Source organism: Rhizobium ecuadorense, assembly GCF_001187535.1.
GTDB lineage: Bacteria > Pseudomonadota > Alphaproteobacteria > Rhizobiales > Rhizobiaceae > Rhizobium > Rhizobium ecuadorense.
Window position 1 is genome coordinate 61,801 of sequence record NZ_LFIO01001267.1, and the last position, 15,597, is coordinate 77,397.

The 15,597-nt window shown below is 62.4% G+C and carries 13 protein-coding genes; 6 read left to right on the forward strand and 7 right to left on the reverse strand.

Annotation, left to right across the window (positions count from 1 at the left end; all coding sequences use genetic code 11):
• Positions 1-8: 8 nt before the first annotated feature.
• Positions 9-1,460 carry an MFS transporter gene (locus AF337_RS26480; protein ID WP_049734456.1) on the reverse strand — a complete coding sequence of 484 codons (1,452 nt, stop codon included), beginning with the start codon at positions 1,458-1,460 and terminating at the stop codon, positions 9-11.
• Between the two features lie 237 nt (positions 1,461-1,697).
• Here AF337_RS26480 and AF337_RS26485 point away from each other — a divergent pair, with 237 nt between their 5' ends.
• Both AF337_RS26485 and AF337_RS26490 read left to right on the forward strand, forming a co-directional pair.
• The gene (locus AF337_RS26485) at positions 1,698-3,200 is read left to right on the forward strand and encodes a protein adenylyltransferase SelO (protein WP_049734581.1); all 1,503 of its coding nucleotides are present in this window, start codon (positions 1,698-1,700) and stop codon (positions 3,198-3,200) included.
• A gap of 175 nt (positions 3,201-3,375) precedes the next feature.
• Positions 3,376-5,715 (forward strand): glucose/quinate/shikimate family membrane-bound PQQ-dependent dehydrogenase, encoded by a 2,340-nt coding sequence (locus AF337_RS26490; RefSeq protein ID WP_049734457.1) that lies wholly within the window; start codon positions 3,376-3,378, stop codon positions 5,713-5,715.
• Between the two features lie 247 nt (positions 5,716-5,962).
• On the opposite strand, the gene bla is transcribed toward AF337_RS26490, so the two are convergent.
• From bla to dmeR, 3 genes are all read right to left on the reverse strand, one after another.
• The gene (bla, locus tag AF337_RS26495) at positions 5,963-6,868 is read right to left on the reverse strand and encodes a class A beta-lactamase (protein WP_049734458.1); all 906 of its coding nucleotides are present in this window, start codon (positions 6,866-6,868) and stop codon (positions 5,963-5,965) included.
• Positions 6,869-6,995: 127 nt separating this feature from the next.
• Positions 6,996-8,009, reverse strand: a complete 1,014-nt coding sequence (gene dmeF, locus AF337_RS26500; RefSeq protein ID WP_049734459.1) for a CDF family Co(II)/Ni(II) efflux transporter DmeF — start codon at positions 8,007-8,009, stop codon at positions 6,996-6,998.
• Positions 8,010-8,032: 23 nt separating this feature from the next.
• On the reverse strand, positions 8,033-8,305 hold the full coding sequence (dmeR, locus tag AF337_RS26505) for a Ni(II)/Co(II)-sensing transcriptional repressor DmeR (RefSeq protein WP_049734460.1): 273 nt from the start codon (positions 8,303-8,305) through the stop codon (positions 8,033-8,035).
• A gap of 236 nt (positions 8,306-8,541) precedes the next feature.
• Between dmeR and AF337_RS26510 the strand changes: the two genes are divergently transcribed.
• Positions 8,542-9,036, forward strand: coding sequence for a GNAT family N-acetyltransferase (locus tag AF337_RS26510; RefSeq protein ID WP_049734461.1), 495 nt, complete (start codon positions 8,542-8,544; stop codon positions 9,034-9,036).
• Between the two features lie 12 nt (positions 9,037-9,048).
• On the opposite strand, the gene AF337_RS26515 is transcribed toward AF337_RS26510, so the two are convergent.
• From AF337_RS26515 to AF337_RS26525, 3 genes are all read right to left on the reverse strand, one after another.
• Entirely contained in the window at positions 9,049-9,963 is a 915-nt protein-coding gene (locus AF337_RS26515) for a c-type cytochrome (protein WP_049734462.1), read from the reverse strand.
• A 190-nt stretch (positions 9,964-10,153) separates the two neighbouring features.
• Positions 10,154-10,594, reverse strand: coding sequence for a c-type cytochrome (locus AF337_RS26520; protein ID WP_049734463.1), 441 nt, complete (start codon positions 10,592-10,594; stop codon positions 10,154-10,156).
• Between the two features lie 139 nt (positions 10,595-10,733).
• On the reverse strand, positions 10,734-11,768 hold the full coding sequence (locus AF337_RS26525; protein WP_049734464.1) for a LacI family DNA-binding transcriptional regulator: 1,035 nt from the start codon (positions 11,766-11,768) through the stop codon (positions 10,734-10,736).
• 160 nt (positions 11,769-11,928) lie between these two features.
• On the opposite strand from AF337_RS26525, the gene AF337_RS26530 reads away from it, so the two are divergent.
• From AF337_RS26530 to AF337_RS26540, 3 genes are all read left to right on the forward strand, one after another.
• Positions 11,929-13,503 (forward strand): sugar ABC transporter ATP-binding protein, encoded by a 1,575-nt coding sequence (locus AF337_RS26530; RefSeq protein ID WP_049734465.1) that lies wholly within the window; start codon positions 11,929-11,931, stop codon positions 13,501-13,503.
• The gene (locus AF337_RS26535; RefSeq protein WP_049734466.1) at positions 13,503-14,513 is read left to right on the forward strand and encodes an ABC transporter permease; all 1,011 of its coding nucleotides are present in this window, start codon (positions 13,503-13,505) and stop codon (positions 14,511-14,513) included. The genes AF337_RS26530 and AF337_RS26535 overlap by 1 nt, the downstream gene beginning before the upstream one ends.
• Positions 14,514-14,614: 101 nt before the next feature.
• The gene (locus tag AF337_RS26540; RefSeq protein WP_049734467.1) at positions 14,615-15,538 is read left to right on the forward strand and encodes a sugar ABC transporter substrate-binding protein; all 924 of its coding nucleotides are present in this window, start codon (positions 14,615-14,617) and stop codon (positions 15,536-15,538) included.
• Positions 15,539-15,597: the final 59 nt, after the last annotated feature.

The window sequence follows — 15,597 nt, forward strand, 5'->3', positions numbered from 1 at the left end:
GCGTCGCGTCAGCCTTCAGCGGCAGGTTTCGTTCGCTTCGCCTTGTAACCGCTGATCTCCTCGCCGGCGGTCGCGGAGAAGCGCAAGTTCCAGAAGGTGGCGGTGATCGAGATGATGGTGACGACGATGAAGGCGGTGGAGAAATCGCTGAGCTCAGGCGTTTCGACATTGTTGAAGGCCATCGAGCCGTGCAGCGCCAAGGCCCCGATGCAAATGCCGAGCGACAGCATCAGCTGCTGGAAGGTGGTGTAGAAGCTCGTGGCCGAGCTCATCCGCTCCTTGTCGATCTCGTCATAGGCGATGGTGTTATAGGCGGTGAACTGGAACGACAGGAAGAAGGCGCTGAGCACCAGGACGATGAAGATCAGCGGCATCGGCCAATCCGGCCGGAAGGCGGCGCAGAGGCCGTAACCGACGGTGCCGAAGATGCCGTTGAGGACGAGGCTGCGGCGGAAGCCCAGCCGGCGGAAGACGAACTTCGCCATCGGCTTCATGGCGAGCGCGCCGAGCGCCGTGGCGATGACGATCTGGCCGGCCGCGGCAGCCGACAGGCCGAAGCCGATCTGGAAGAGCAGCGGCAGCAGGAAGGGCTGCGCGCCTTGGGTGATGCGCGTCAGCGAACCTGCAATGACCGATGTACCGAAGCTCGGCACCTTCATCAGCGAGAAATCCATGATCGGCGACGGATGCCGGCGGGCATGCCTGAGATAGGCGATGCCGAAGAGCAGGCCGAGGGCGATCAGGAAGATCGAGAAGGCGCCCTCGCCTTCGTGGCTCGACATTTCGAAGCCGAAAAGCAGCGAGCCGAGCGAGAGGCCGGAGAGCACGAAGCCGATCGTATCGAAGGGACCACTCGCCTTGCCCTTGACCTCGTCGATATAGATCGAGACGAAGATCATGCCGATGATGCCGACCGGCACGTTGATGTAGAAGATCCAGCGCCAGTCGAGATAGGTGACGAAGAAGCCGCCGAGCGGCGGGCCGACGATCGGGCCGATCAGCGCCGGCACCAGCAGCCAGGACATGGCGCTGACCATATCCTTGCGGGCGACGCTGCGCATCAGCACCAGGCGTCCGACCGGCATCATCATCGCGCCGCCCAGGCCCTGCAGCAGCCGCGCCAGCACCAGGAAGGACAGCGTCGGCGCCAGCGCACAGAGGATCGAGCCGATCACGAAGACGGCGATCGCCGCGCGGAAGACGGTGCGGGAGCCGAAACTGTCGGCCATCCGGCCGCTCGCCGGAATGAAGATCGCCAGGCTGAGGAGATAGGAGGTGAGCGCAATCGACATGGCAGGCGCGCTGACGGCGAAATCGCGCGCCATGGTGGGAAGCGCGGTCGCCAGCACGGTTGCGTCGATGTTTTCCATCAGCATCGCGCTCGCGACGATCATCGCAATCACCCGGAAATTGGGCGCGACGCGCCGAACCATCGGCGCCTGGTAAATCTGATCCGACATCGTCCGGAATCACTCGCGGTGGCGCGGCGGAGCACACGAGGCTGCAGGGCCGCGGGGGATGACATGGCGTAATGCCAAGGGGAGACGATTTGGTATACGCCTGCGATCATGGCGGCGCTATGTCCTTTATGGCAAAGCAGCTTTGACGAGAGGGAAAAGCAGATCACGATTGCTTGCATCGGCCTCATGCTTTGTGAAGAGCTTGCGCCGCAGACCACCCGGCCCTACCTATCGATCATGACCTCCGCTCTTGAGAAAAACCGGCCCCGCGCGGCCTTTGCCTTCGACAACAGCTATGCCGGCCTGCCGCAGCGTTTCTTTGCGGCGCAGGCGCCGACTCAAGTGGCGGAGCCCTGGCTGATCAAGCTCAACGAACCGCTGGCGGCCGAACTCGGGCTCGACGTCGAGGCGCTGCGGCGCGACGGCGCGGCGATCTTTTCCGGCAATCTCGTTCCCGAAGGCGCGCAACCGCTGGCGATGGCCTATGCCGGCCATCAGTTCGGCGGTTTCTCGCCGCAACTCGGCGACGGGCGGGCGATCCTGCTCGGCGAGGTGATCGACCGGAGCGGCAGGCGCTTCGATATCCAGCTGAAGGGCGCCGGGCCGACCCCGTTTTCCCGCCGCGGCGACGGGCGGGCGGCAATCGGGCCGGTGCTGCGCGAATATATCGTCAGCGAGGCGATGTTTGCCCTCGGCATTCCCGCCACGCGGGCGCTGGCGGCGGTGACCACGGGCGAGCCTGTCTATCGCGAAGAGGTGCTGCCGGGTGCGGTCTTCACCCGGGTGGCGGCCAGCCACATCCGGGTCGGCACCTTCCAGTATTTTGCGGCGCGGGGCGATACCGACGGTGTGCGGGCGCTTGCAGATTATGTCATCGACCGGCACTATCCCGCGCTGAAAGATGCTGACAATCCCTACCTTTCCCTGTTCGAGGCAGTCTCCGAGCGCCAGGCGGCACTGATTGCCCGCTGGCTGCATGTCGGCTTCATCCATGGGGTGATGAACACCGACAATATGACGGTTTCCGGCGAGACGATCGATTTCGGCCCCTGCGCCTTCATGGATGCCTATGATCCGGCGACCGTCTTCTCGTCGATCGACCAGCATGGCCGCTACGCCTATGCCAACCAGCCCGGCATCGGCCAATGGAACCTCGCAAGGCTCGGCGAGACGCTGCTGCCGCTGATCGACGAAGAGCCGGACGGCGCGGTCGACAAGGCGAATGGCGTGATCCGCGCCTATGGCGAACGCTTCCAGGCGCGTTGGCTGGCTGGGATGCGTGAGAAAATCGGCCTTGCCGGCGAAGAGGATGGCGATCTTGAACTGGTGCAGGCGCTGCTGTCGCTGATGCAGGCGCAAAGTGCCGATTTCACCCTGACTTTCCGCCGCCTGTCGGATCTTGCCGGTGATGAGGCGGCGGTGTCCGCCTTTGCCGCAAGTTTCCGCGAGGCGGAGGCCAGCCGTACCTGGCTCTCGCAATGGCGCGAGCGGCTGTCACGCGATCCACAGACCGCCGGCGAGCGCGCCGCCGCCATGCGCAGCGTCAACCCGGCCTTCATACCGCGCAATCACCGGGTCGAACAGGCGATCGAGGCGGCGGTCGAAAACGGCGATTTCTCGCGCTTCGAGGCGCTGCTTTCGGTGCTCGCCAGGCCCTATGAGGACCAGCCCGATTTTGCCCCCTATAGCGAGCCGCCGAAGCCGCACGAGAGGGTGCTCGCGACCTTCTGCGGGACGTGAGCGCCGTTAGATCCCTATCGGTTCGAGCCGGCGGCCGTCATTACTACAACCGCGCCGTGATTTCACCCTGCGGCAAATGCGGCCGTTGAAAGGCATCTCCCTCGCGCTATCTGGCTGATCGGCGGCGATTTTCCGCCGCCCCTTCACCCGGCTAAATCAAGCGGGAGACAGCCTTATGGCGATCGTCATCACCTCTATCCTCTTCATCATCATCGGGCTTACGCTCGGCGGCGGAGGGCTCTGGCTCGTCACGCTCGGCGGCAGCGTCTTCTATCTGTTCGCCGGGCTGATGTTCCTGATCACCGCCGGGCTGCTTCTGATGCGCAAGGCGGTGGCGCTCTGGGTCTATGCGGTGCTCGTCGTCGCGGCACTCGCCTGGGCGATCTGGGAGGTCGGCTTCGACTGGTGGCAGCTTGGGCCTCGCGGCGGCATGATCATTCTGCTCGGGCTCTGGCTGCTGACGCCCTGGATCCGCCGGCCGCTCGGCTTTCGCAGCCCGACCGGGATCACCTATGGCGCCAATCCCTGGCCGCTCGCCGTGCCGGTTCTTCTCGCCATCCTCGTCGCCCTCTATTCGATGACCACGGATCCGCACGATCTTGCCGGAGAGCTGCCGAAGGATCAGGTCGCCGCCAATCCCGCTTTCGGCGGCAATGTGCCGGATGGCGAATGGCATCAATATGGCCGCACGCCCTTCGGCCAGCGTTATTCGCCGCTCGACCAGATCACCACGGAGAATGTCGCCAGCCTGAAGGAGGCGTGGCGATACCAGACCGGCGACGTCAAGCGGCCTGAGGATGTCGGCGAGACGACCTATCAGGTGACGCCGCTGAAGGTGAAGGACACGCTTTATCTCTGCACCCCGCACAATTGGGCGATCGCCCTCGACGCCAAGACCGGCAAGGAGAAATGGAAATACGACGCCAACTCCGGCATGAACCCCGACCGGCAGCACCAGACCTGCCGCGGCGTCACCTACTATGCCGATCCCGATGTCGCCGCCGGCCAGCCCTGCGCCGAACGCGTCTACCTGCCGACCTCGGATGCCCGGCTGATCGCGCTCGATGCGGCGGACGGCAAGGTCTGCACCGGCTTTGCCGATCAGGGCGTGCTGCATCTGGAAGCCGGCATGCGCTATAATCCGGCCGGTTATTATTATTCCACCTCGCCGCCGGTGGCGGTGGCGGGCAAGATCATCGTCGGCGGGGCAGTGAACGACAATTATTCGACCGAGGAGCAATCCGGTGTCATCCGCGCCTTCGACATCAAGACCGGCGCGCTGATCTGGAACTGGGATTCCGGCAATCCCGATGTGACGACACCGCTTGCCGCCGGCCAGACCTATACGACCAATTCGCCGAACAGCTGGTCGGTCTTCAGCGTCGATGAGGGCCTCGGCATGGTCTACATCCCGCTCGGCAACCAGGTGCCCGACCAGCTCGGCATCAACCGCAGCGACAATGTCGAGAAATTCTCCTCGTCGATCGTCGCCCTCGATATCGCCACCGGCCAGCTGCGCTGGGTGCGCCAGACGGTGCATCACGATCTCTGGGATATGGACGTGCCGGCCCAGCCGGCGCTGATCGACCTGACGAAGCCTGATGGCACGGTGGTTCCCGCCCTCGTCGGCCCGACCAAGCAGGGCGATCTCTATGTGCTCGACCGGCGCAGCGGCGAGCCGATCATCCCGGTCAAGGAGATCCCGGCACCCGGCGGCGCGATTTCGGGCGATCATACCGCGCCGACGCAGCCGATCTCCGACCTCACCTTTTCGCCCGAGCCGCTCAAGGAAAAGGACATGTGGGGCGTGTCGCTGTTCGACCAACTCGCCTGTCGCATCGATTTTCACCGCTACCGCTACGAGGGCCGCTATACGCCGCCGTCGCTTGAAGGCACGATCGTCTATCCTGGCAATTTCGGAACCTTCAACTGGGGCAGCGTCGCGGTCGATCCCGAGCGGCAGATCATGTTCGGCATGCCGACCTATCTCGCCTTCACCTCGCGTCTGGTGCCGGCCGCCGACATTCCGCCGCGCGGCCAGGACGAGAAGGGCAGCGAACAGGGGCTGAACCGCAATGACGGCGCACCCTACGGCGTCTTCATGGGGCCGTTCCTCGGGCTCTTGAAAATCCCCTGCCAGGCGCCGCCATGGGGCTATGTCGCCGGCGTCGACCTGCGCACCGGCAAGATCGCCTATATGCACAAGAACGGCACCGTGCACGACATGACGCCCCTGCCCCTGCCCTTCAAGGTGGGCGTGCCCGGCATCGGCGGACCGATGCTGACCAAGGGCGGCGTCGCCTTCCTCGGCGCCGCGGTCGACAACTATCTGCGCGCCTATGACGTGACGAACGGGCGAGAACTCTGGCAGGCGCGGCTTCCCGCCGGCGGCCAGGCGACACCGATGACCTACACGACAAGCGACAACAAACAATATGTCGTCATGGTCGCCGGCGGCCACGGCTCGGTCGGCACCAAGCCCGGTGATTATGTGATTGCTTATACGCTGCCGTGATGGGAGGCTGCCCTCTCGTTGCGGAAGGAAAACCCCTCCCCAACCCCTCCCCACAAGTGGGAGGGGCTAAGATGCCGCACCGCTTCACATAAACTCTATCGTATCAATCCGTCGAACGGTAACAGCCAGCAAGACCTCTGCTTTTGGTTGCCGCCGGACAACACAGCTTAGTCCCTCCCCCTTGTGGGGAGGGGTTGGGGAGGGGTTTTCACTTGCACACCGAACAGCCGTCGTATCCTCTCCCGATTCAAACCATCTCGACAATCATCCGCCCAACCTCGGCAAAGACCGGGTTGAGCTCCTTCACCGGCGCGGTCGCCTCTGCGATATAGACGGCGGCGACGATCGGGCCGCGGTCGGGGGGCCAGATCACGGCGATATCGCCGAGGGAGCCGTTCGGGCCGGTTCCGGTCTTGTCGCCGACTTTCCACTCCTTAGGCAGGCCGGCCCGCAGCCGCTCTCCGCCGGTCGTGCTTGCCACCAGCCAGGCGATCAGCCGGTCCGAGGAGGCTTCCGTGAGGATCGAGCCGAGGGTCAGGTTGCCGAGCGTGTCGAGCATCGCGTCCGGTGTCGTCGTGTCGCGCGGATCGTCCTTTTTGCCCTCGTTCAGCGTCGGTTCGGTGCGGTCGAGGCGGGTGGTACCGTCGCCGATCGAACGCAGCCAGTCGGTCAGCCCGGCCGGGCCGCCAAAACTTTCGAGCAGCAGGTTGCCGGCGGTATTGTCGCTGACGGTCACTGCCGCCTCGCAGAGTTCTGTGATGGTCATGCCGTCGGCGCCGGCGTGTTTTTCGCTGAGCGGCGAATAGTCGACGAGCTTGTCCCTGCCGTAGGTCACCCGCCGGTCGAGGCTCTCCTGACCCTTGTCGGCGCGGGCAAGCGCGAAGCCCGCGGCCAGCGCCTTGAAGGTGCTGCACATCGGAAAGGCCTCGCTGCCGCGATAGTTGAAGGAGATGCTCGTCTGGGTATCGAGCACCGAGACGCCGAGGCGGCCGCCGGTGCGTTTTTCCAGCGCCGCAAGGCGCTTCTCGATATCGTCGTCGCCCTCCCCGGCCTTCTCCTCGGCACGGACGGGAAGCGTGAGCACAGGCAGGCCCAAGGTAGGCAGACAAAGCGCCGAGCCTATCAGCATGCGGCGGGTAAGATTGAGATCCATGATTCCTCCGGCGGTGAGGAGGATAGGGCTAAAGGGCGATTGCGGCGGCATCTCGTCACCGCGGCAACTCTGTTGTCCGCCGAGCGACGAAGTCGTCCGCCGAGCAATCCATCGTGCGCCGCGGCGATTACGCGGCGCGCGTGACCTCGACCGTCACATGCGACAATTCCGTCAGCGCCGACAGCCGGCCCTTGTAAAAAGCCGGTTCGCGTGGGCTCGGGGTGACGACGGCAACGATGGCGGCGTGGTGGCCGGGGCCGACCTGCCAGACATGCAGATCGGTGATCCGGTCCTCCTCGGTCTCGATCGCGTCGCGGATTTCTGCCGGCAACGTCTCGCCGTGCGGCACGACGTCGAGAAGGACGCCGCCCGAGGATTTCATCAGACTCCAGGACCAGTTGGCAATAACCAGGCCGCCGACGATGCCCATGATCGGATCGAGCCATAGCCAGCCATAGAGGCTGCCGAGCGTCAGCGCCGCGATGGCGAGCACGGAGGTCATGGCATCGGCCATGACATGCAGATAGGCGGCTCGGATATTGTTGTCGCCGCGCTTTGCGTGGTGGTCTTGGGAGTGATGATCATGGGCATGGGCACCATGACCGTGATGGGCATGGTCGCCGTGATGGTGCGCATGGTGACCATGCGCGTGGTGGCCGTGGTGATGTGCGTGGCCGCCGCCAAGCAGCCAGGCGCTGGCGAGGTTGACGGCAAGGCCGATCACCGCGACGGCGATCGCCTGGGCAAAGCCGATCGGCACCGGGTTCGAAAGGCGCAGCCAGCTTTCCCAGGCCATCAGCAGGGCGATCAAGGCGAGGATGATAGCGCTGGCGAAGCCGGCGAGATCGCCGAGCTTGCCGGTGCCGAAGGTGAAACGCGGATTGCGCGCCTGTTTGCGGGCGAAGAGATAGGCAAGCGCCGAAATCAAAAGCGCGCTGGCATGGGTCGACATGTGCCAACCATCGGCAACCAGCGCCATGGAGCCGTACGCCGTGCCGGCGGCGATTTCCGCCACCATCATCACCGCCGTCAGCGCGATCACAAGCCAGATGCGCCGCTCGTTCACCGCATGATCGGCACCGAGGAAGATATGATCATGCTCCAGGGCGTTCGTTCCAGCCTTCTCGATGCCAGCACTCATTACAGGTTCCTTCGTCACGGCACTCAGCGGATATAGGTTCTCAGCACTTCCGATATCTCCTCGACCGCCTCTGCTCTCGCGGCATCGTCATCGGCATTCAGCACATGTTCGCGCAGATGATCGTCCAGCACCTCGCCGGTCAGCCCGGTCAGGGCGCCGCGGACGGAGGCGAGCAACTGCAATATCTCGCCGCAGGGGCGCTCGGCCTCGAGCGCGCGTTCGACGGCTTCCATCTGACCCTTCAAGCGGCTGACGCGGGCGATGAGTTTCTTTTTCTGCAGGGTGGTGTGGGACATGGGCTCTTATGTAGCATAGGGGGGTATACTATCAAGACAGAAAATCGGCCATTGACAAAGACCGCGTTTCCGACGATTGATGCGTCATGATCAAAAACGCGCACCAGAGCCGCTCGTATTTTTGGCTGTACCTGTAAAGGGCGGCCGGACAGATCATATTGTCAACAAGCCGCCGTCAGGCGGCTTTGTTGTATCGGCAGCGTCCTGACGGCAGACTATCAAAGGACGCGAAGACCATGACCGAAATCGAAGACAGCGAAATTTCATTGATGCGCCCGTCGGTGGTGACGATCCGTACCGCCAAGCCGCGCGACCTGCCCGAACTCAACGCGATGATCGCCCTGCTGGCCGCCCATCACGGCGATGCGGCCGGGACGACGCCCGAACAATTGGAGCGCGATCTGTTCGGCCCCCTGCCCTGGATCCAGGCGCTGGTCGCCGAAACCGGCGAAGGGCTGATCGGCTACGCCATTCTCGTGCCGCTCTACAGGGCGCAGGAGGGCAAGCGCGGCATGGACCTGCACCATCTCTTCGTGCGCGACGGCCATCGCGGCCACGGCACCGGCCAGTTGCTCGTCGACCGCGCCCGCGAGACCGCGCGCAATGCCGGCTGCGGTTATCTCTCCGTCAGCGCCGCGACCGGCAACGTGCTGGCGCACCGCTTCTACGAACAGCTGGATTTCACCCCGCGGCCGGTCACCGGCATGCGCTACATGCAGTCGATCGCTTGAGGCAAATCTGTCCTACCGTCCCGGCACCGCCTTCAGATAGGCGGCAATCGCCTCGCGATCGGCGGCCGGCAGATGGGCGATGTTCTGCTGCACATCGACCATCGAGCCGCCGACGCTATCGAAATCGGGGGTGAAGCCGGTTTCGAGATAGCTGGCGATATCGGTCTCGCTCCAGCCGCCGATGCTTTTCGACGCCGGGGTGATATCGGGTATGCGGCCCTTGCCTTCCGGATTGGGCGCGCCGGCGAGCCACTGACCGGCCTCAAAGCCGCCGAGCGCATCGCGCGGCGTGTGACATTCGCCGCAATGACCGGGGCCTTCGACGAGATACTGCCCGCGCTTGATCTTGTCGTCACTCTTGGAAAGAGCGACGCGCGGCTGGTCGTTGAAATAGAGGAATTTCCAGCCGCCGAGCGCCAGCCGGATGCTGAAGGGGAACGGCAGCTCATGCGGGGGCGCGACGTTGGCGCTCTTCGGCAGCGTCTTCAGGAAGGCGAAGAGATCGTTGACGTCCTTGTCGCTCATCCGGGAATAGGAGCCATAGGGAAAAGACGGATAGAGATGCTGGCCATCAGGATCGACGCCGCGCTTCATCGCGTTGCCGAACTCGGCGAGCGTCCAGGCGCCGATGCCGGCCTTTTCATCCGGCGAGATGTTCGGCACGTGGAAGGTGCCGAAAGGGCTCTTCAGCGCCAGGCCGCCTGACAGCGTCAACCTGGCATCGCCTTCGGAACCGGGGGCTGAATGACAGCTGACACAGCCGCCCGCCCAGAAAACCATCTCACCGTTTGCCGGATCCGGCGCGCCGAGACCGGCCCAATGGCTCTCCGGCAGCGGATCGGGCGCGGTCACCAGATAGAAGGCGCCTCCGCCGAGCACGGCGACGCCGATCAGACAGAGCAGAAACCGGATGAACCTGCGGATCATGCTCCGCCTCCCCTTTTGCCGAGATTTCCCGGGCCGAACGATTCTGCCACCAACCCGCACGGGCGGAGAATAAGGTGATCCGCGCCAGCGGCAAGGCCGGCGCGGATCGATGTCTTTGCCTGCGCAATTCCGGACGCAAAACCGCTGCACACTTTTGCTGGAATTGCTCCTGATCAAAACGGCCTATCGCTCACTCCTTGATGCGATAGGCCTTATGACAGCCGCCGCAGCTGGCGCCGAGCGTGTTGACTGTGGCGCCGACAGCCGCGGCATCGGCCGGAAGCTGGGCGAGCGCGGTTTCGGCATCGGCGGAGAGCTTCGCGGCGCGCGCCTTGAAATCATCCATGTTTTCCCAGATTTTCGGGCTCGCTTCTGCGTCGCCCGTTTCCGTGCCCGGCTTGAACTGATCGGGGAAAACCTTGGCCGTTGCGGCGATCGTCGTCAGCGCCGTCTTCACCGCTTCCGCATCGTAAGGCTTGGTGCCCTTGGCGATGGCTCCCAAGGCGCCGGCCGCCCCGCCGATCTGCTTCATCAGGGCAATGCGCGAATCATGCGTGCCGTCGGCGGCGGTCACCGAACCCAAGGCTATTCCTGCCATCGCTGCGGCGGCAGCTACTGCTTTCCAATTCATATTTCCTCTCCAATATTCTGAAGGCCAAGGCGGCCGGTGGCCAATCTGCACCGGGAGCATGACAAAATCCATGCCCTCCGGGCAGTCACGTTTTGCCGGATCACCATAAAAACAATGTGATACGCAGCTGAAAGAAGCTTCAAATATTCGTGGCAGTGTAAAATTCAAACGGGACAATGTGCTGCGAAACTGTTGCCGATCGGCCGGTATCGAGAGCTTCCGCCATTGCGTGCACCAGAGTCTCTCCCAGCAACTTTGCCGGATGAGACAGGACGACCTTGATCAGCCCCTCGGCAAGCCCGGCTCTCGTTTCGTTCGTGAGCTCGTGTGCGATGACTACCAGGCGTTTAGCTGCGGGCCCGCCATCCTCCCGCAGGGCTCGCATCACGCCCGTGATGCCGCCGCCGGCAACGTAGAGTCCGACCCAATTCGGCTCGGTCTGCAGAAGGCGGCGCGTCGCCTCGTAGGCAATTTCGGGCTCTTCAAGAGTAGCAACGGTCTCCAGCATCTGTAAGCCCGGCGCACTCTCCCGGAAATACGACCGAAAGCCCATTTCGTTCAGGTCCTGGGCCAGATATCGGTGACTTCCGACGAAGACTGAAACTTTGCCACCGTTGCCATTCAGCCCGGCTATGAACCACGCGGCCGTGCGGCCCTTTTTGACGCAGTCGTTGCCGACATAGGCCGCACGGGAGGCGGTGGAAATATCGGAAATCATGGTCACAACCGGAATGTTTTCTGCCGCCAGACCATCGACGGCGTGGTTCACCTGCGGATGGTCGGAGGTGATCATGCCTATGACGTCGGCTTCGCGACTGAGAGCGTAGATCGCCTCGGCAGCCTTGTCGGGCGCAAGGTCATCCATGAATCTGACGATTGCTCGTCCATGAGCTTCGGGAAACGCCTCGGTCGCTGCAACGAGGACGTCGCTCCACATTTGATAGAGCTTGCGGTGAGACTGCTTGAGAAGAAAACCGAATTTGATCACCGGCTTGTCGTGCTCAAGTCGGCGAGCGATGGCGGTCACCCCGTGAAAGCCGATCTGGCGGGCCGCGCTAAGAACCCGTTCCGCCGTCTGCGGACGCACGGGATCGCGACCATTCAGCACACGATCGACCGTTGAAATGCTCACATTTGCGGCCTTTGCCAAGTCGGGGATCGTTGCACGAGACATCGGGAACCTCTCATTATCTGATGTTATTTATGAGAGGTTTTGGGAGAAAAATCCACCAGTTCGTTGACACGTTGTGAAATTTTCGCAATTTCGTCTTCCAGTAAAAGCCAGTTTGGCAGGAGGGCTTGGGAGAGCTCTCTCATCTGGAGGAAATACTCTCATGTCTGCGACCTTTCAAAAGGTGGCGCCGCCTTCGGGCGGCGAAGGCCATCGCACGCCTATGGATAGCGGAGCCGGTTTCGTTCTTGAAATGCGCTCAATCACCAAGGCGTTCCCTGGTGTTCTCGCGCTCGATGGCATGAGTCTGAAGGTTCGTGCCGGCACGGTCCATGTCCTCGTTGGGGAAAATGGCGCGGGCAAGTCGACGCTCATGAAGATTCTGAGCGGCATCTACGCCATCGACGGCGGAGAGATCCTTTTCAGAGGCGAGAAGCTCGACCACCAGAACGCCGCAGCCGCGCTGGATCGAGGGATCTCGATGATCCATCAGGAACTCAGCCCGGTGCTAGACATGACCATCGCCGAAAACATCTTTCTCGGCCGCGAACCCGCTTATGGCCGGACGGGCATTTTGTCCCGGTTCGTCGATTTCGATCGCATGAATTCGGACACGCAGGCGCTCCTCGATCGTCTGGGTCTGAAATACAGCCCCCAAACCAAGATGCGAGATCTGTCCATCGCGACGACGCAACTCATCGAGATCGTCAAGGCGATTTCGCGCGAGGCCTCTCTCGTCATCATGGACGAACCGACATCGGCGATCAGCGACACGGAAGTTACGATGCTCTTCAGGCAGATCGCAGACCTGAAAGCAGCGGGCGTCGCGATCATCTACATCACCCATAAGATGGACGAGATCTTTCAGATCGCCGACGACATCACGGTGATGCGTGATGGCCAGTTCGTCGCTGCCGCGCCGGCGAGCGACTACGAGCCCGCAAAGCTGATTTCTCAGATGGTTGGCCGCACGATCTCCAGCATCTTTCCGAAAGAGGAGGTGCCGATCGGCGAGATCGTCCTTTCCGTCGAGAACCTCTCTCGTGACGGCGTTTTCGAAAATGTCAGCTTCGAGGTGCGTGCCTGCGAGATCGTTGGCCTTTCCGGCCTGATCGGCGCCGGGCGGACGGAGGTAGCCCGGGTGATCTTCGGCCTGGACGCGGCGGACGCCGGTGTGATCCGCCTGAATGGACAACCGCTAAAGCTCACGTCGCCGAAGGATGCCATCGCCAACGGCATCGCCATGGTCTCGGAAGATCGCAAGGCGGAAGGCCTGGTGCTTTGCCGGTCCGTCGGCGAGAACATTTCGCTTGCGAACCTTAAGAAGTTTGCCTCCGGCCTTTTCATCAGCGAGCGGCAGGAAGAGGCAGCCTCGCAGCGCATGATCAGTATGCTCCAGATCAAGACGCCCGATACGGCAATGATCGTGGAGAACCTCAGCGGCGGCAATCAACAGAAAATCGTCCTGGCCAAATGGCTATTGGGTGATCTGAAGCTGCTCATTCTCGACGAACCCACGCGCGGCATCGATGTCGGGTCGAAATCTGAAATTCACAGACTGATGACCGAGTTCGCGCGTCAGGGACTCGCGATCGTCATGATCTCGTCCGAGCTGCCCGAGATCCTCGGCATGAGTGATCGCGTGGTGGTGATGAGCGAAGGCCGGATCACCGGCGAACTAACAAGAGACGAGGCCGATCAGGAAAACATCATGCGCCTCGCCACGGGAGGACACTGATGAGCATCGAACGCGCAGACGCGGCTGTGAAACGAGAAGGTCAGGTCACGTCACTCCCTCGGACCATCAGCTTCTCCCAGATTTACCGCAAGTACGGCACAATCCTGATCTTCGTCGGCATCTGCGTCCTTGCCTCGATCTTGAGCCCGACATTTCTGACAGAGGCCAATCTAACCAACGTCCTGCGTCAAGTCGTCGTGGTGAGCCTGCTTGCCTGCGGCGTTACCTTCATCATCATTCTGGGGCATATCGACGTCTCGCTGGGATCTGTCCTGGCGCTCTGCGGCGTCTTGGCGGCCAGCGTGATGGCGATGACCGGAAGCATCGTTCTCGCGGTTACTGCGGGTGTTGCGGTCGGGATCGTCACCGGCGTCATCAACGGCTTCGTCATCACCTTTTTCCGCATCCCGTCATTCATCATGACTTTGGCCATGACGACGGTGGCACGCGGCGCTGTGCTGCTTTACACGGGCGGTTCGCCAGTGACGGGACTAGGCGACTTCAAGGTGATCGGCCAGGGCTCGCTTGGCCCGGTGCCGATTTCCGTGACCATTCTTGCGGCCATCGTCGTCCTATCCTGGATTCTTCTCAACAAGACCAAGTTCGGCCGATACGTCTATGCGGTCGGCGGTAATGAGCGAGCCGCACGCGCTTCCGGAATCAATCCGGACAGTATCGTCGTGAAGGCTTTCATCTTCAACGGCATCCTGTGCGCTGTCGCAGGCATCGTCCTGATGTCTCGCATCAACTCCGGTCAGCCGGCTGGCGGCGTCGGCTACGAGTTCGATGCGATCACCGCTGTCGTCGTCGGCGGCACCAGCCTGATGGGCGGTACCGGAACCATCACCGGCACGATCATCGGATCGATGATCATCGGCGTCATCAACAACATGCTCAATCTCATGAATGTCAGCTCGTACTGGCAGCAGATCATCAAGGGTCTGATCATAGCGATCGCCGTGATCCTCGATGTCTGGACCAAATCTGCCCGCAGCAAAAAGAAGGCATGACCGACGTTCTTCGGCAGGCCAGCGCCTGCTTCCGAACCACCTCTTTGTCGGCGGGGATTTCCCGCATCTGGAATGAACCTGAAACTCTATGGGAGGATCCTATGAAAGCCATTTCCAAACTCGCTCTCGCCTGCGCCATATCCCTTGCTGCCATCTCCACCGGCGCCGCATTCGCCGCAGATAAATTCGTCGTCGGATACGCCAACATGGCGGATACGGACGTCTTCGTCATGGCGCGCAAGAACGCCTTCATCGAAGCGTCGAAATCCGATCCGGCCGTCGAAGTGAACTTCTCCGACGCCAACAACGACGTCAGCAAGCAACTCGATCAGATCGACAACTTCATAGCGCAGAAAGTCAACGCGATCGTCGTCGTGCCGGTCGACTACCAAGGCATCGTACCGGGCGTCGAGAAGGCGAACCAGGCCGGCATTCCCGTCATCGCTCTCGGCATCCAATCGGCAGGCGGCAAGTACACCTTCGTCGGCTCGAAGAATATCGATGCCGGCCGCCTTCAGGGCGAGTACATGAAGGAACACCTGCCGAAGGACGCCAAGATCCTTTACCTCGAAGGCACACCGGGGCTCTCCCACACGCAGGAGCGCAAAAAGGGCTTCGAGGATGCGCTCGGCCGTTCTGACGTGGCCACTCTCGCCAGTCTCTCAGCCAATTACGACCGCGCAGAAGGCATGAAGGTCACGGAAGACTGGATCCAGAGCTTTCCGAAATTCGATGCGATCGTCGCAGCCAACGACCAGATGGCGCTGGGGGCGCTGGAAGCACTTCAGGGCGCTGACCGCCTCAAGGGCGTGATGATCTCCGGTGTCGATGGCACGGCCGATGCTCTGAATGCGATCAAGGCCGGCACCATGTCCCAGACGATCTTCCAGGACGCTGCAGGCCAGGCGAAGACCGCCTTCGAGGTCGTGGAAGGGCTGAAAAAGGGGGAGGATGCTCCGGCCGAAAAGCTGGTGCCGTTCGCTTCGATCACCAAGGACAACGTTGACCAGTACGCAAAGAAGTAAGCCCTCCCAAGGGTGCGTGCCGGGATGGGGCTACCGGCACGCGTTTCCCACCAGGGGTC

What these genes read in the sequence shown, in the direction of transcription:
- AF337_RS26480 (WP_049734456.1), bottom strand. Translation starts at nt 1,460, where the DNA reads ATGTCGGATCAGATTTACCAGGCGCCGATGGTTCGGCGCGTCGCGCCC.
- AF337_RS26485 (WP_049734581.1), top strand. Translation starts at nt 1,698, where the DNA reads ATGACCTCCGCTCTTGAGAAAAACCGGCCCCGCGCGGCCTTTGCCTTC.
- AF337_RS26490 (WP_049734457.1), top strand. Translation starts at nt 3,376, where the DNA reads ATGGCGATCGTCATCACCTCTATCCTCTTCATCATCATCGGGCTTACG.
- bla (WP_049734458.1), bottom strand. Translation starts at nt 6,868, where the DNA reads ATGGATCTCAATCTTACCCGCCGCATGCTGATAGGCTCGGCGCTTTGT.
- dmeF (WP_049734459.1), bottom strand. Translation starts at nt 8,009, where the DNA reads ATGAGTGCTGGCATCGAGAAGGCTGGAACGAACGCCCTGGAGCATGAT.
- dmeR (WP_049734460.1), bottom strand. Translation starts at nt 8,305, where the DNA reads ATGTCCCACACCACCCTGCAGAAAAAGAAACTCATCGCCCGCGTCAGC.
- AF337_RS26510 (WP_049734461.1), top strand. Translation starts at nt 8,542, where the DNA reads ATGACCGAAATCGAAGACAGCGAAATTTCATTGATGCGCCCGTCGGTG.
- AF337_RS26515 (WP_049734462.1), bottom strand. Translation starts at nt 9,963, where the DNA reads ATGATCCGCAGGTTCATCCGGTTTCTGCTCTGTCTGATCGGCGTCGCC.
- AF337_RS26520 (WP_049734463.1), bottom strand. Translation starts at nt 10,594, where the DNA reads ATGAATTGGAAAGCAGTAGCTGCCGCCGCAGCGATGGCAGGAATAGCC.
- AF337_RS26525 (WP_049734464.1), bottom strand. Translation starts at nt 11,768, where the DNA reads ATGTCTCGTGCAACGATCCCCGACTTGGCAAAGGCCGCAAATGTGAGC.
- AF337_RS26530 (WP_049734465.1), top strand. Translation starts at nt 11,929, where the DNA reads ATGTCTGCGACCTTTCAAAAGGTGGCGCCGCCTTCGGGCGGCGAAGGC.
- AF337_RS26535 (WP_049734466.1), top strand. Translation starts at nt 13,503, where the DNA reads ATGAGCATCGAACGCGCAGACGCGGCTGTGAAACGAGAAGGTCAGGTC.
- AF337_RS26540 (WP_049734467.1), top strand. Translation starts at nt 14,615, where the DNA reads ATGAAAGCCATTTCCAAACTCGCTCTCGCCTGCGCCATATCCCTTGCT.